The sequence below is a fragment of the Streptomyces sp. NPDC003016 genome (genome assembly GCF_053591455.1).
In genome coordinates this window covers 103,008-116,862 of sequence record NZ_JBSFTV010000018.1, presented here as the reverse complement: position 1 = coordinate 116,862, position 13,855 = coordinate 103,008, and the positions used below count along the sequence as shown (strand labels likewise).

General features: G+C 72.3%; 15 protein-coding genes. 8 read left to right on the top strand and 7 right to left on the bottom strand.

Features of this window, described 5'->3' with window-relative positions:
• Nucleotides 1-24 precede the first annotated feature (24 nt).
• Entirely contained in the window at nt 25-555 is a 531-nt protein-coding gene (locus tag ACWDZ4_RS17760; protein ID WP_451509317.1) for an NUDIX domain-containing protein, read from the top strand.
• 44 nt (nt 556-599) lie between these two features.
• Here the strand turns inward: ACWDZ4_RS17760 and ACWDZ4_RS17755 are convergent, their stop codons facing one another.
• On the bottom strand, nt 600-857 hold the full coding sequence (locus ACWDZ4_RS17755) for a hypothetical protein (protein ID WP_451509316.1): 258 nt from the start codon (nt 855-857) through the stop codon (nt 600-602).
• Between the two features lie 168 nt (nt 858-1,025).
• Nucleotides 1,026-1,886 (bottom strand): 3-hydroxybutyryl-CoA dehydrogenase, encoded by an 861-nt coding sequence (locus ACWDZ4_RS17750; protein WP_451509315.1) that lies wholly within the window; start codon nt 1,884-1,886, stop codon nt 1,026-1,028.
• 178 nt (nt 1,887-2,064) lie between these two features.
• On the opposite strand from ACWDZ4_RS17750, the gene ACWDZ4_RS17745 reads away from it, so the two are divergent.
• Nucleotides 2,065-3,315: a glycoside hydrolase family 10 protein gene (locus ACWDZ4_RS17745; protein WP_451509314.1), complete on the top strand. Its 1,251-nt coding sequence runs from the start codon at nt 2,065-2,067 to the stop codon at nt 3,313-3,315.
• Nucleotides 3,316-3,411: 96 nt separating this feature from the next.
• Here ACWDZ4_RS17745 and ACWDZ4_RS17740 read toward each other — a convergent pair whose 3' ends face one another.
• Both ACWDZ4_RS17740 and ACWDZ4_RS17735 read right to left on the bottom strand, forming a co-directional pair.
• Nucleotides 3,412-3,612, bottom strand: coding sequence for a DUF1918 domain-containing protein (locus ACWDZ4_RS17740; RefSeq protein ID WP_451509313.1), 201 nt, complete (start codon nt 3,610-3,612; stop codon nt 3,412-3,414).
• Nucleotides 3,613-3,772: 160 nt separating this feature from the next.
• On the bottom strand, nt 3,773-4,732 hold the full coding sequence (locus tag ACWDZ4_RS17735; protein ID WP_451509312.1) for a DMT family transporter: 960 nt from the start codon (nt 4,730-4,732) through the stop codon (nt 3,773-3,775).
• Here ACWDZ4_RS17735 and ACWDZ4_RS17730 point away from each other — a divergent pair.
• Nucleotides 4,638-6,167, top strand: a complete 1,530-nt coding sequence (locus tag ACWDZ4_RS17730) for an aminotransferase-like domain-containing protein (protein WP_451509349.1) — start codon at nt 4,638-4,640, stop codon at nt 6,165-6,167. The genes ACWDZ4_RS17735 and ACWDZ4_RS17730 overlap by 95 nt on opposite strands.
• Nucleotides 6,168-6,193: 26 nt before the next feature.
• Here the strand turns inward: ACWDZ4_RS17730 and ACWDZ4_RS17725 are convergent, their stop codons facing one another.
• The 3 genes from ACWDZ4_RS17725 to ACWDZ4_RS17715 form a co-directional block, all read right to left on the bottom strand.
• Nucleotides 6,194-7,351, bottom strand: a complete 1,158-nt coding sequence (locus tag ACWDZ4_RS17725) for a methyltransferase (RefSeq protein ID WP_451509311.1) — start codon at nt 7,349-7,351, stop codon at nt 6,194-6,196.
• Between the two features lie 53 nt (nt 7,352-7,404).
• Complete coding sequence (locus ACWDZ4_RS17720; RefSeq protein WP_451509310.1) at nt 7,405-8,190, bottom strand: VOC family protein; 786 nt, start codon at nt 8,188-8,190, stop codon at nt 7,405-7,407.
• Between the two features lie 68 nt (nt 8,191-8,258).
• The gene (locus tag ACWDZ4_RS17715) at nt 8,259-8,381 is read right to left on the bottom strand and encodes a hypothetical protein (protein WP_451509309.1); all 123 of its coding nucleotides are present in this window, start codon (nt 8,379-8,381) and stop codon (nt 8,259-8,261) included.
• Nucleotides 8,382-8,993: 612 nt separating this feature from the next.
• Here ACWDZ4_RS17715 and argC point away from each other — a divergent pair.
• Genes argC through ACWDZ4_RS17690 form a run of 5 tightly spaced genes read left to right on the top strand, consistent with a single transcriptional unit; the run spans nt 8,994 to nt 13,834 of the window.
• Entirely contained in the window at nt 8,994-10,022 is a 1,029-nt protein-coding gene (gene argC / locus ACWDZ4_RS17710; protein ID WP_451509308.1) for an N-acetyl-gamma-glutamyl-phosphate reductase, read from the top strand.
• Nucleotides 10,019-11,188, top strand: coding sequence for a bifunctional glutamate N-acetyltransferase/amino-acid acetyltransferase ArgJ (gene argJ, locus ACWDZ4_RS17705; protein ID WP_451509307.1), 1,170 nt, complete (start codon nt 10,019-10,021; stop codon nt 11,186-11,188). The genes argC and argJ overlap by 4 nt, the downstream gene beginning before the upstream one ends.
• Nucleotides 11,185-12,090 carry an acetylglutamate kinase gene (gene argB / locus ACWDZ4_RS17700; protein WP_451509306.1) on the top strand — a complete coding sequence of 302 codons (906 nt, stop codon included), beginning with the start codon at nt 11,185-11,187 and terminating at the stop codon, nt 12,088-12,090. Before argJ ends, argB begins: the two co-directional genes overlap by 4 nt.
• Before the next feature lie 38 nt (nt 12,091-12,128).
• On the top strand, nt 12,129-13,286 hold the full coding sequence (locus ACWDZ4_RS17695; protein ID WP_451509348.1) for an acetylornithine transaminase: 1,158 nt from the start codon (nt 12,129-12,131) through the stop codon (nt 13,284-13,286).
• 5 nt (nt 13,287-13,291) lie between these two features.
• A complete protein-coding gene (locus tag ACWDZ4_RS17690; RefSeq protein WP_069929634.1) occupies nt 13,292-13,834 on the top strand; it encodes an arginine repressor in 543 nt (180 codons plus the stop codon).
• Nucleotides 13,835-13,855 lie beyond the last annotated feature (21 nt).

Sequence of the window (13,855 nt, the reverse complement as noted above, 5' to 3'; positions counted from 1 at the left end):
TACTTGTCGAAAGGTGGCACAACAGTGCAGTGGACGAACTTAAGCGAACAGAACGTCTACAAGAACCGCTGGTTCCGGGTCAACCTCGCGGATGTCGAACTCCCCGACGGCCGGCACCTCGACCACTTCGTCATACGGCTGCGCCCGGTGGCCGTGGCGACGGTGGTCAACGAGGCCAACGAGGTGCTGATGCTCTGGAGGCACCGCTTCATCACCGACAGCTGGGGCTGGGAACTCGCGGCCGGAGTCGTCGAGGACGGCGAGGACATCGAGGCCGCCGCGGCGCGTGAGATGGAGGAGGAGACCGGCTGGCGGCCCGGACCGCTGCGCCCCCTCCTCACCGTCGAGCCGTCCAACGGCCTCACCGACGCCCGGCACCACCTCTACTGGGCCGAGGAGGCGACGTACACCGGTCACCCCGAGGACGACTTCGAGTCCTCACGGCGCGAGTGGGTCCCGCTCAAACTGGTTCCCGACATGGTGGCCCGCGGTGAGGTCCCGGCCGCCAACATGGCGGCCGGGCTGCTGATGCTCCACCACCTGCACCTGGGCTAGCGCCCGGGCCGGAACCGCCGGTCCGGGCACCAGGGCCGGCGGCTCTAGCGGCCGACGGCCTGCCAGACGGTCACCGCGAGCGCTCCGGCCGCGGTGAGCGCCGAGACGGTGGGCAGCGGCCAGCGGTTGTGCTCCAGGGCCGTCACCCGCGCGGCCAGGTCGGCCAGGTCACTGCCGGCCTGGTCGCCCCGGTGGGCCAGCAGCGCCAGATGCCCTTCGATCCTGGTGAGCCCCACGTCGAGGCAGCGACGTAACTCGGCGTACTCCTCTGCGACCACGGTCTGGTCGGGGTCGATACTCACGGTCCGCTCCTTCTTCCGACGGGGCCGTCCGACGACCCCGTGCATGTGACACAGAGCCAACTCGCCCTGTGCCCATGGCGGGAGCGTGTGTGCGGGGCATATGCGGGTACGCCCCGCACACTCCGTGCGAATCGCGGACCGCGAATGGCGAATCGCGGATCAGAAGGCTCAGGCGTACGGGTAGAAACCGGAGCCCGTCTTGCGTCCCAGCCTGCCCGCGTCCACCATGCGCTGGAGCAGCGGGGGAGCGGCGTACAGCGGCTCCTTGTACTCGGCGTACATCGAGTCGGCGACCGAGGCGACCGTGTCGAGGCCGATGAGGTCCGCGAGCTTGAGCGGCCCCATCGGGTGGGCGCAGCCCAGCTCCATGCCGTTGTCGATGTCCTCGCGGCTCGCGATGCCCGACTCGAACATCCGGATCGCCGAGAGCAGGTACGGGATGAGGAGCGCGTTGACCACGAAGCCCGAGCGGTCCTGGGCGCGGATCGGGTGCTTGCCCAGCACGTTCTGCACCACGGCCTCGGCGCGCTTGACCGTCTCTTCGGACGTGGTCAGCGCCGGGATCAGCTCGACGAGCTTCTGGACCGGGGCCGGGTTGAAGAAGTGGATGCCGATGACCTGGTCCGGCCGGGAGGTGGCGACGGCCAGTTTCACCAGCGGGATCGAGGAGGTGTTGGAGGCGAGGATCGCGTCCCGGCGGGTCACCACCTGGTCGAGGACCTGGAAGATCTCGGTCTTGATCGACTCGTTCTCGACGACGGCTTCGATCACGAGGTCGCGGTCGGCGAACTCGCCGAGGTCGGTCGTGAAGCTGAGACGGGCGAGCGTCTCGTCGCGCTCCTCCTCGGTGATCTTGCCGCGCTCGGCGGCCTTCGAGAGGGAGTTGTAGAGCCGGGTGCGGCCGATCTCCAGGGCCTCGCCCGTGGTCTCGGCAACCTTCACCTCGAGGCCGCTGCGGGCACACACCTCGGCGATGCCTGCGCCCATCTGGCCGCAGCCCACTACTCCGACGCGCTGCACATCCGCCATGGAGTCCGTCACATCGTGCCTTTCGCTGATCAACAGTTCGGCAGGCCCCCGGCCGTTGCCGGTGCCCGCCTCGGCCCCGACGTTACTCCCGACCCGCGGGTACGTGACGGGCCGGGGCGGGCATGCTCTGCGGACACGACAGGACGTACGCACGTCACCACGGAACAGGGGTCGACATATGGGTCAGATCGGTCGAAGAGGGTTGTTGGCGGGAGCGGCCGGGGCGCTGTCCGCGCTGGCGGTCTCCGGGGACGCCGCCGCGGCCGGCCGGCGGCGCCGCCGCGCCCCGGAACGCGCGGTGCGGGGGATGTGGCTGGCGAGCGTGGCCAACCGCGACTGGCCGTCCAAGGCGGGGCTGACCGCCGACCAGCAGAAGGCCGAGCTCCTGGCCCATCTGGACACGGCGGTGCGGCGCAGGCTGAACACGGTGGTGTTCCAGGTGCGGCCGACCGCCGACGCGCTGTGGCCCTCGCCGCACGAGCCGTGGTCCCAGTACCTCACCGGCGTACAGGGCAAGGACCCGGGCTGGGACCCGCTGGGGACCGCGGTGGAGGAGGCGCACCGGCGGGACCTCGAACTGCACGCCTGGTTCAACCCGTACCGGGTGGCGAACCACACGGACCCGTCCCGGCTGGTGGCGGCGCATCCGGCGCGCGTGCACCCGGAGTGGGTGCTGCCGTACGGCGGGAAGCTCTACTACAACCCGGGGCTGCCGGAGGTCAGGAGCTTCGTGCAGGACGCGATGATGGACGCGGTGGAGCGGTACGACGTCGACGCCGTGCACTGGGACGACTACTTCTACCCGTACCCGGTGGCGGGGCAGGAGTTCGCCGACGACGAGGCGTTCGCGCGCCACGGCGCCGGATTCCCGGACCGGGCCGCCTGGCGGCGCGACAACACCGACCGGCTGGTGCGGGAGATGTCCGACCGGATCAAGGCGGTCGCGGAGAAGGGCGGCAAGAAGGTCCGCTTCGGGATCAGCCCCTTCGGGGTGTGGCGCAACGCCGCCACCGACCCGCTGGGCTCGCCGACGCGGGCCGGGGTGCAGACGTACGACGATCTGCACGCCGACACCCGCAAGTGGGTGAAGGAGGGCTGGATCGACCACATCGTGCCCCAGCTCTACTGGAACATCGGCTTCGAGGCCGCCGACTACGCCAAGCTGCTGCCCTGGTGGGCGGAGACCGTGCGCGGCACGGGCGTCGATCTGTACGCCGGGGAGGCGCTCTACAAGGCGGGGGACCCGGCCCAGCCCGCGGCCTGGCAGGACCCGGCCGAACTCTCCCGTCACCTGACCCTCGCCAAGGACTTCGCCGAGGTGCGCGGCCACGTCTTCTTCTCGGCGAAGGAGGTCGCGGCCGACCGTATCGGGGCGATGGACCGGGTGGTGGCGGACCACTACCCGGCCCGGGTACGGACGCCCCGCTGACGGCCTTGCCCGGACCGGGGTGTACCGGCTCGGCTTCTCAGGGGCTGGAGCGGGGAGCTGGGGCTGGGGGCTGGGGCTGGTCGGGGCTGCTTCGCGCTATTTCGCCGGGTCCGTGTCCGTGTGCCGTACGACGGAGTCGGGGCCCGGCGACATCAGTGCCTCGTGCCCGTCGTCGAAGCGGACGCGGTACGGGGGTGTGCCTTCGGATCCCAGGACCTCGACGATCTCGGCGACCCGGTCCTCGTGCCCGACGGTCCTGCCGTGCATCAGCAGCCGGTCGCCCACGCTTGCTTGCATCGGGAGTGACCTCCTTGAGGCTGGTGTCGTGTACGGCCAGTCTACGGCCGGGGGCGGCGGTCGACCCGTTCTCGCGCTCTCGCCCAGGCCCGCTCGAGGCCCGCTCGAGGCCCGCTCGAGGCCCGCTCGAGGTCCGCTTCAGGTCCGCTTCAGGTCCGCTTCAGGTCCGCGCGCGCTGGGTGACCGCGATGCAGACGAGCACGCCGGCGGCCGCCAGCGGGGCCGCGGGGGAGAGGTGCTCGCCGAGCAGGGCGACCGACCAGACCAGGGTCAGCAGGGGCTGGGCGAGCTGGAGCTGGCTGGCCTTGGACACGCCGATCTCGGCCATGCCGCGGTACCAGACGACCAGGCCCAGGAACTGCGAGCCGACCGCGACCCAGAGGAGCCCCGCGACGCTGTGACCCGTGAGGTGCACCGGCTCGAAGGCGAGCGCCACGGCGGCCGTCGGCACGGTGAGCGGGAGGCAGAGGACCAGGGCCCAGCCGATGACCTGCCAGCCGGGCATCACCCGCGCGAGCCTGCCGCCCTCGGTGTAGCCCGCGGCACAGACCAGCAGCGCGCCGAAGAGGTACAGGTCGCCGGTGGACAGGGCGCCGCCGCTCTGCTGCACCGTGAAGGCGATCACCACGGCGGCGCCGGCGAGGGCCGCGATCCAGAACGCCCGGGAGGGGCGGGCCCCGGTGCGCAGCGCCGAGAGGGCGGCGGTGGTCAGCGGCAGGAGGCCGACCACCACGGCGGCGTGCGAGGTGGTGGAGGTCTGGAGGGCGAGCGTGGTGAGCATCGGGAAGCCGAGGACCACGCCGCCGCCGACCACGGCGAGCCCCGCCCAGTGACCGCGGGCCGGTACGGGTATGCGCAGGGCGAGCAGCGCGGCGCCCGCGACGAGCGCCGCGAGGACGCTGCGTACGGCGACGAGCGACCAGGGGCCGAAGCCTTCGAGGCCCCAGGCGGTGGCCGGGAACGTGAGCGAGAAGGCGATGACACCGAGCGCGGCGAGGAGCGTTCCGCTGCGGGCGGTGCCGGCCCTGACCGCCGGGCCGGACCCCTGTGCCACGTTCGGGCCGCTGCCGCTGCTGACTGCTACTGCCCTATCGCGAGTAGCGCTATTCTGTGCTGTCATGCACGAGCGTAGCAGCGTTGCCGAACTGGCCCAATCCCTTAAGCGGGAGCTCGACCGCTACTCGCCCGGTGGAAAGCTGCCGTCGAGCCGGGTACTGGTGGAGCGCTACCGGGTGAGCCCGGTGACGGTCTCGCGGGCCCTCGCCCAGCTCGCCGCCGAGGGCCTGGTCGTCACCCGGCCCGGCGCGGGCGCCTTCCGGACGCGGCCCCGTACGGACACGGCGGCGCCGGGCGACACCTCCTGGCAGGAGGTCGCGCTCAGCGCCGACGGAGCCACCGAACTCGTGCCGCGCTCGGTCGACGCCTCCGGTGTCCTGGTCACCCTCGCCGCCCCGCCGCCCGGCGTCATCGAGTTCAACAGCGGTTACCTCCACGCCTCCCTCCAGCCCGAGCGGGCCATGGCGGCCGCCCTCGCCCGGGCCGGGCGGCGCCCCGGTGCCTGGGGACGGCCGCCCACCGACGGCATCCCCGAACTGCGCGAATGGTTCGCCCGGGGGATCGGCGGCGCCATCACCGCCGCCGAGGTTCTCGTCGCCGCCGGCGGCCAGAGCGCGCTGACGACGGCCCTGCGCGCCCTCGCCCCGCCCGGCGCGCCGGTACTGGTCGAGTCACCGACGTACCCCGGCATGCTGGCGATCGCCCGCGCGGCGGGACTGCGGCCGGTACCGGTACCGGCCGACTCGGACGGGGTGCGCCCCGAACTCCTCGCCGCGGCCTTCAGGGCCACCGGCGCCCGCGTCTTCGTCTGCCAGCCGCTCTTCCAGAACCCGACCGGCGCGGTGCTCTCGGCCGAGCGCCGGCCCGAGGTGCTGCGGATCGCCCGTGAGGCCGGGGCCTTCGTCGTCGAGGACGACTTCGTACGGCGCCTCGTGCACGACGACGCGGGGCCGCTGCCCCGGCCGCTCGCCACCGACGACCACGACGGCGTCGTCGTGCACGTCGGTTCGCTCACCAAGGCGACCTCGCCCAGCTTCCGGGTGTGCGCACTGGCGGCGCGCGGCCCGGTGCTGGAGCGGCTGCGCGCCATCCAGGTCGTCGAGAGCTTCTTCGTGCCCCGGCCCCTCCAGGAGGCCGCCGTGGAACTCGTCGGCTCCCCGGCCTGGCCGCGCCATCTGCGTACCGTGGCGGCCGAGTTGAGGGGCCGCCGCGACACCATGGCCGCCGCCCTGCGGCTCGGTCTTCCCGAACTCGCCCTGCCGCACATCCCGGCGGGCGGCTACCACCTGTGGCTGCGCCTGCCCGACGGCGCGGACGAGAACGCCGTGGTCTCGGCGGCGCTCCGGGCGGGCGTCGCCATCGCGCCCGGCCGCCCGTACTTCAGTGCGGAGCCGACCGCGGGGCACGTCCGGCTGAGCTTCGCGGGGGTGGCGGGGCCGGCCGAGATCACCGAGGGCGTGCGGCGGCTGCGGGGCGCGTGCGAGGGGCTGCTGGGCTAGGCCCTGCGCCGCCGCCGCGCCCGGTGTTACCGCTTCACCGCCCGCAGGACCACGAACTTCGGGTCGCTCGCGACCAGTTCGCTGCTGCCGAAGATCCGGCGCAGCGCCACGTGGTAGCCGAGGTGCCGGTTGCCGACGACCCACAGTTCGCCGCCGGGACGCAGCGCCTCGCGCGCACCGGTGAACATGCGCCGGGCCGTCGCGTCCGTTGTCGCCTGGTGGCTGTGGAACGGCGGATTGTTCAGTACGAGATCCACCGTCCCCTCCGGTACGCCCGACAGGCCGTCGCCCACCAGGAACTCCGCCTTGCTGTCCGCCCCGGCGTTCGCCCGGAACGTGGCCTGTGCCGACGCCACCGCCTGGAACGACTCGTCGACGAACAGCACCTCGGCCTCCGGATTGGCCAGCGCGGCCGCCGTACCCACCACACCGTTGCCGCAGCCCAGGTCCACGACGCGCTCGGGGCCGCGGCGCTCGGGAAGGTGGCGCAGGAAGAACCTCGTGCCGATGTCGAGACGCTCGGCGCAGAAGATGCCCGCGTGGTTGGTGACGGTGAGGCCGGACACCACCCCGACGTCGGAGGGCAGCGCATAGCTGTACGGCCACGGGTCGTTGCCCCGGGCGAGGCCGGGGTCCGGCGTGCAGAAGATGAGGCGCGCCTTCCGCACCGCCAGGGACGTCCGCGTCGTGCCGAGGATCCGCTCGAAGAGCCTGAGCGTCGAGGTGTGGATCTCCTTGACCATCCCCGTGCCGACGACGACGGTGCCCGCGTGGACGTGCGGGGCGAGCCGGTGCAGCTGGTCCTCCAGGAGCGCGAGGCTCTTGGGCACGCGGATCAGCAGTACGTCGATGCGCCCCGGCGGGGGCTCCTGGGTGGAGAGGAGCCGTACCCCCGACGCGTCGGCCCCGTTGCGCTCCAGGTTCACCCGCGTCGCCTGCTGGGTGAGGAACGAGTCGGTGATCTGCACGGGGCGGCAGCCGGAGAGGGCGGTGGTCAGGGCGCCCCAGCGGTCGCCCACCACGACGACGGTGCCGGACAGGTCCACGGGAGGAGCGTCGCCGGTTCCCCCGAGATGCCGCAGCAGGTACTCGTCGGCCGCGTCCCAGGCGCGGAGCCTGTCGCGGGGGTCCTCGGGGAAGCGAACGAGGTCGTACTCGCCCAGTGACGTCGTCAGATGGTTCATTGTGCCCTCAGGCTAACGGAGCCCCGCTCCTCCCCCTTCCGTCCCGCTCCGGCTCACACCCGCTGGGCCGGGGGCCTGGCGATCACGTGGAAGACGGTGCCGAAGGGATCGGTGATCTCCGCCGTCCGGCCGTACGGAGAGTCCGAGGGGGCGCCGGCCGTGCCTCCGGCCGCGACGGTGCGCTCCGCCACCGCGTCGGTGTCCGCCACCTCGAAGGTGGTCTGCCAGACGGAGGCGGCGGCGGTCGGGTCGCCGAAGATCCCGCCGATCTCGTGGCCGTCGGGCCGGCGCAGGAAGGTGAAGTCGAAGCCGGGGAGATCCTGGTTGCCGTCCAGGGTGAGGCCGAAGAGCGCCGTGTAGAAGTCCCGCGCTGGGCCCGGCTCGGGCGTACTCAGGTCGTTGCGGACCAGGGAGCTCGGTTCGTTCACGATCCGGCAGCCGGGGTGCGTGCCGCCCTGCCAGAGCCCGAACCGGGCGCCGACGGAGTCCGAAGCGAGAGCCGTCCGCCCCCGGTCTCCGACGTCCAGCGGGCCCTGCGTCAGGGTGCCGCCCGCGTCGACGACGCGCCGGGCGGTGGCGTCGCAGTCCCGTGCGGCGAAGTACATGCGCCAGAAGCCGGGGGCCGGGCCGGGCGCGGAGACGGGCCGGAACGCGGCGACCGCCAGGCCGCGCAGCAGACACGTGGTGGAGCCGCCGGTCGCCGAGGTGGCGGCGCTGGTGGTGGCGAAGGTCCAGTCGAACAGCGCGCCGTAGAACTCCTGCGCGCGTTCGAGGTCGGGAACCTCGAGGTCGATCCAGGTGGGGGTGGAATCCGGCTGGTCGCCGACGACGAGACTCATCCGCTGCTCCTGTGCCGTTTCGGGGCCGGGTACGTCAAGCCTAGGGCGCGTATAGGACAGATCACGGCCTACTTCTCCGGTTCTCCCCGGTCGCGGGCGCCGGGTGTGGTGAAGAGCCGCGCCACGTGCGCCTTCACGGTAGCCACGCCGATGCGGAGGCCGATGGCGAGGATGAGGCGGCGGGTGACCACCCGGGTCGCGGAGTCGCGGTGGTCCGAGTACGGAGTCGGACACCGGCCGGCTGCTTCCCCGGCTCGATGGCCCGGCTCGATGAAGGCCCCACCCGGGCCGCGGTCCGGTCCGGACCGGGGTCGGAATCATCGCCATGCGGAGGAGGAAGCACGGCAAGCGCACGCCGGCCGAGCGGATCACAGCGCCGCTGAGGAGGGACATGCCGGAAGCCGGTGACTTCGGCCACGAGGCCGTTCGGAAGCTGGGCACCCGGCGCCGATGCCGGTGCGGAACGACGGTGACAGGCTGCTGGAGCTGTGGCTGGAACCGTTCGGGCAGGGCTGCTGAGTGCTGCCCGAGCCGGACGACCGGTACGACATCGGACGCGGGGTGCCGGTTCCTGGCGCGGATGAGACCGAGCGCTTGAGCTGGCCCGTTCCGCCAAGCGCAACGCTCGGTCGCCGGCCTCGTCCCGGCAGCGTCTGCGGCACCACCCCACCACCGCAGCGGACGCCGTCATCCCCGGCACGCCCCCACCGGGCCGCTCAGTCCCACTCGGCGGGGGGAGACGGAAAATCTTTGCATAAAACTGCGGAGCTGCGTATAGTCATGCCATCGACGAGGAGGGCTCGATGGCGGTACGTGCAGCAGTGGCAGGGGCGAGTGGATACGCGGGCGGGGAACTGCTCCGTCTGCTCCTCGCCCATCCCGGAGTGGAGATCGGCGCCCTGACCGGCCATTCCAACGCGGGACAGCGACTCGGTTCGCTCCAGCCGCACCTGCTGCCGCTGGCCGGCCGCGTGCTGGAGCCCACCACCCCGGACGTGCTCGCCGGACACGATGTCGTCTTCCTGGCGCTCCCGCACGGCCAGTCCGCCGCCGTCGCCGAGCAGCTCGGTGACGACGTGCTCGTGGTCGACATGGGCGCCGACTTCCGGCTCCGGGACGCCGCCGACTGGGAGGCGTTCTACGGATCGCCGCACGCCGGGACCTGGCCGTACGGCCTCCCCGAGCTCCCCGGCGCCCGCGCCGCGCTCGCCGGCTCCAAGCGCGTCGCCGTCCCCGGCTGCTACCCGACCGCCGTCTCGCTCGCGCTCTTCCCGGCGTACGCCGCCCAGCTCGCCGAGTCCGACGCCGTGGTCGTCGCCGCCACCGGCACCTCCGGCGCGGGCAAGGCGCTCAAGCCGCATCTGCTCGGCAGCGAGGTGATGGGCTCCATGGCGCCGTACGGCGTCGGCGGCGGCCACCGCCACACCCCCGAGATGATCCAGAACCTCAGCGCCGCCGCCGGAGAGCGGGTCACCGTCTCCTTCACGCCGACGCTCGCGCCCATGTCCCGCGGCATCCTCGCCACGTGCAGCGCGAAGGCGAAGCCCGGGACGAGCGCCGAGAGCGTACGGGCGGCGTACGAGAAGGCGTACGCCGACGAGCCGTTCGTGCACCTCCTCCCCGAGGGACAGTGGCCCGCGACCGCCTCCGTGTACGGCTCCAACGCCGTCCAGATCCAGGTCGCGTACGACGGGGCCGCCGGCCGCGTCATCGCGATCAGCGCCATCGACAACCTCACCAAGGGCACCGCCGGCGGCGCGGTGCAGAGCATGAACATCGCCCTCGGCCTCCCCGAGGACACCGGTCTTTCCACGACAGGAGTGGCACCGTGAGCGTCACGGCAGCAAAGGGGTTCACCGCGGCGGGCATCGCCGCGGGGATCAAGGACAGCGGCAACCCCGACCTGGCCCTCGTGGTCAACAACGGGCCCCGCCTCGCCGCCGCGGGCGTCTTCACCTCCAACCGCGTGAAGGCCGCGCCGGTCCTGTGGTCCGAGCAGGTCGTCAAGGGCGGCAGGATCTCCGCCGTCGTCCTCAACTCCGGCGGTGCCAACGCCTGTACGGGCCCCAAGGGCTTCCAGGACGCCCACGCCACCGCCGAGAAGGCCGCCGAGGTCCTGAACAAGGGGGGCCTGGAGAGCCACAGCGCCGGTGAGGTCGCCGTCGCCTCCACCGGCCTCATCGGCATCACCCTCCCCATGGACAAGCTCCTGCCCGGCATCGAGAAGGCCGCCACCGAGCTCTCCGCGCACGGCGGCGAGAAGGCCGCCATCGCCATCAAGACCACCGACACCGTCCACAAGACGGCCGTCGCGGGCGGCGAGGGCTGGACCGTCGGCGGCATGGCCAAGGGCGCGGGCATGCTCGCACCCGGCCTCGCCACCATGCTGGTCGTGCTCACCACCGACGCCGACGTCGAAGCGGACGTCCTCGACAAGGCGCTGCGCGACGCCACCCGCCGGACCTTCGACCGCGTCGACTCCGACGGCTGCATGTCGACGAACGACACCGTGCTGCTGCTGGCCTCCGGCGCGTCCGAAGTGACGCCGGAGTACGACGAGTTCGCCACCGCCGTACGCACCGTCTGCGACGACCTCGCCCGCCAGCTCATCGGCGACGCGGAGGGGGCCAGCAAGGACATCCGGATCGAGGTCGTGAACGCCGCGTCCGAGGACGACGCCGTGGAGGTGGGCCGTTCGATCGCCCGTAACAACCTCCTCAAGTGCGCCCTCCACGGCGAGGACCCCAACTGGGGCCGCGTCCTGTCCGCCATCGGCACCACGCGCGCCGCCTTCGACCCCGACCGGCTCAACGTCGCCATCAACGACGTCTGGGTCTGCAGGAACGGCTCGGTCGGCGACGACCGGGACCTCGTCGACATGCGCTACCGCGAGGTCAAGATCACCGCGGACCTGGCGGCGGGCACCGAGTCGGCGGTCGTCTGGACCAACGACCTCACCGCCGACTACGTCCACGAGAACAGCGCGTACAGCTCATGAGCACCCGCAAGCACACCGCCCTGCCCAAGGCCCAGATCCTCGTCGAGGCGCTGCCCTGGCTCACCCGCCACCACGGCCGGACCGTCGTCATCAAGTTCGGCGGCAACGCCATGATCGACGAGGACCTGAAGGCCGCCTTCGCCCAGGACGTCGTCTTCCTGCGCCACGCCGGCCTCAAGCCGGTCGTCGTGCACGGCGGCGGCCCGCAGATCAGCGCGCAGCTCGACCGGCACGGCCTGGTGAGCGAGTTCAAGGCCGGGCTGCGGGTCACCACGCCCGAGGCCATGGACGTCGTACGCATGGTCCTCGCCGGCCAGGTGCAGCGCGAGCTCGTCGGGCTGCTCAACCAGCACGGCCCGCTCGCCGTCGGCATGACCGGCGAGGACGCCCACACCATCACCGCCACCCAGCACTTCCCGCAGATCGACGGCGAGTCCGTCGACATCGGGCGGGTCGGCGAGATCACCGCCATCGACACCGGCGCCATCCAGGCCCTGCTCGACGACGGCCGCATCCCGGTCGTCTCGTCCATCGCCCGCAGCGCCGACGACCACCACGTGTTCAACGTCAACGCCGACACCGCCGCGGCCGCGCTCGCCGCCGCGCTGGGCGCCGAGACGCTGATGGTCCTCACCGACGTCGAGGGCCTCTACGAGGACTGGCCGAACAGCGACGAAGTGATCAGCCGGCTCACCGCCAAGGAGCTGGAGAAGCTGCTGCCCGAGCTCTCCAGCGGCATGGTCCCCAAGATGGAAGGGTGCCTGCACGCCGTACGCAACGGGGTCAACACCGCCCGCGTGATCGACGGCCGCGTGCAGCACTCGATCCTGCTGGAGATCTTCACCGACGAGGGCATCGGCACGATGGTCGTGCCCGACGAGCACGAAGGGGGAGTCACGTGACCGCGAACCAGGAGCTGACGCAGCGCTGGCAGGGCGTCATGGCGGACAACTACGGCACGCCCAAGCTGCCGCTCGTCCGCGGCCGGGGCGCGAAGGTCTGGGACGCCGACGGCAAGGAGTACACCGACTTCGTCGGAGGCATCGCCGTGAACGCCCTCGGCCACGCCCACCCCGCGATCGTCGAAGCCGTCTCCCGCCAGATCGCCTCCCTCGGCCACGTCTCGAACCTGTACGTCGCCGAGGCGCCCGTGGCCCTCGCCGAGCGGCTGATCCAGATCTCCGGCCGCCCCGGCCGCGTGTTCTTCTCCAACTCCGGCGCCGAGGCCAACGAAGCCGCCTTCAAGATCGGGCGCCTCACCGGCCGTACGCACATGGTCGCCACCGAGGGCGGCTTCCACGGCCGCACCATGGGCGCCCTCGCGCTCACCGGCCAGTCCGGCAAGCGCACCCCCTTCCTGCCGCTCCCCGGCGACGTGACGCACGTACCGTTCGGAGACGTCGAGGCGCTGCGCGCCGCCGTCACCACCGAGACCGCGCTGCTGATCATCGAGCCGATCCAGGGCGAGCTCGGTGTCGTCGTCCCGCCCGAGGACTACCTGCGGGCCGCCCGTGAGATCACCCGCGCCACCGGCACCCTGTTCGTCCTCGACGAGGTCCAGACGGGCGTCGGGCGCACGGGCCGCTGGTTCGAGTACCAGGGCCACGACGGCGTCGAGCCCGACATCGTCACCCTCGCCAAGGGACTCGGCGGCGGACTCCCGATCGGCGCGACGCTCGCCTTCGGCGACGCGGCGGACCTCCTCAAGCCCGGCCAGCACGGCACGACCTTCGGCGGGAACCCCGTCGCCTGCGCCGCCGGACTGGCCGTACTGGACACCATCGCGGCCGACGGACTCCTCGACCACGTCAAGCGGATGGGGGAGAAGCTGCGCGACGGAATCGAGTCGCTCGGGCACCCGCTCGTCTCCCACGTCCGTGGCGCCGGCCTGCTCCTGGGTATCGTGCTCACCGAGCCGCTCGCTCCCCAGGTGCAGCAGGCGGCTCAGGACGCCGGTCTCCTGGTGAACGCGCCCGCCCCCGATGTCGTACGGCTCATGCCGGCGTATCTCGTCGGAGACGACGAGGTGGGAACGTTCCTCCAGGCACTGCCCGGCGTTCTCGACACCGCACACGGGGACCGACGATCCGGAGAATGACACCGATGACCGAGGCGCAGGCGCAGGACAACGAGCACGGCGGCCAGGCCGTACCGCAGACCCGCACCGCCAGGCACCGCCGGATCGTGGACATCCTGAACCGGCAGCCGGTGCGCTCGCAGAGCCAGCTGGCGAAGCTCCTCGCCGACGACGGGCTGAGCGTCACCCAGGCGACGCTCTCCCGCGACCTGGACGAGCTGGGCGCGGTGAAGATCCGCAACACCGGCGGCGAGCTGATCTACGCCGTGCCGAGCGAGGGCGGCTTCCGCACCCCGCACGCGCCGCTCGGCGAGTCCGCCAAGGAGGAGCGCATGCGGCGCCTCTCCGGCGAGCTGCTGATCTCCGCCGAGGCCTCGGCCAACCTCGTCGTCCTGCGTACGCCGCCGGGCGCCGCCCAGTTCCTGGCCTCGGCCATCGACCAGGCCGAGCTGAACGCGATCCTCGGCACCATCGCGGGCGACGACACGCTGCTTCTGATCAGCCGCGACCCGGCGGGCGGCCAGGCGCTGGCCGACCACCTGCTGCGCCTGGCCCAGAACGACCGTTAGCCGGGCCGGGTACTCGGCCCG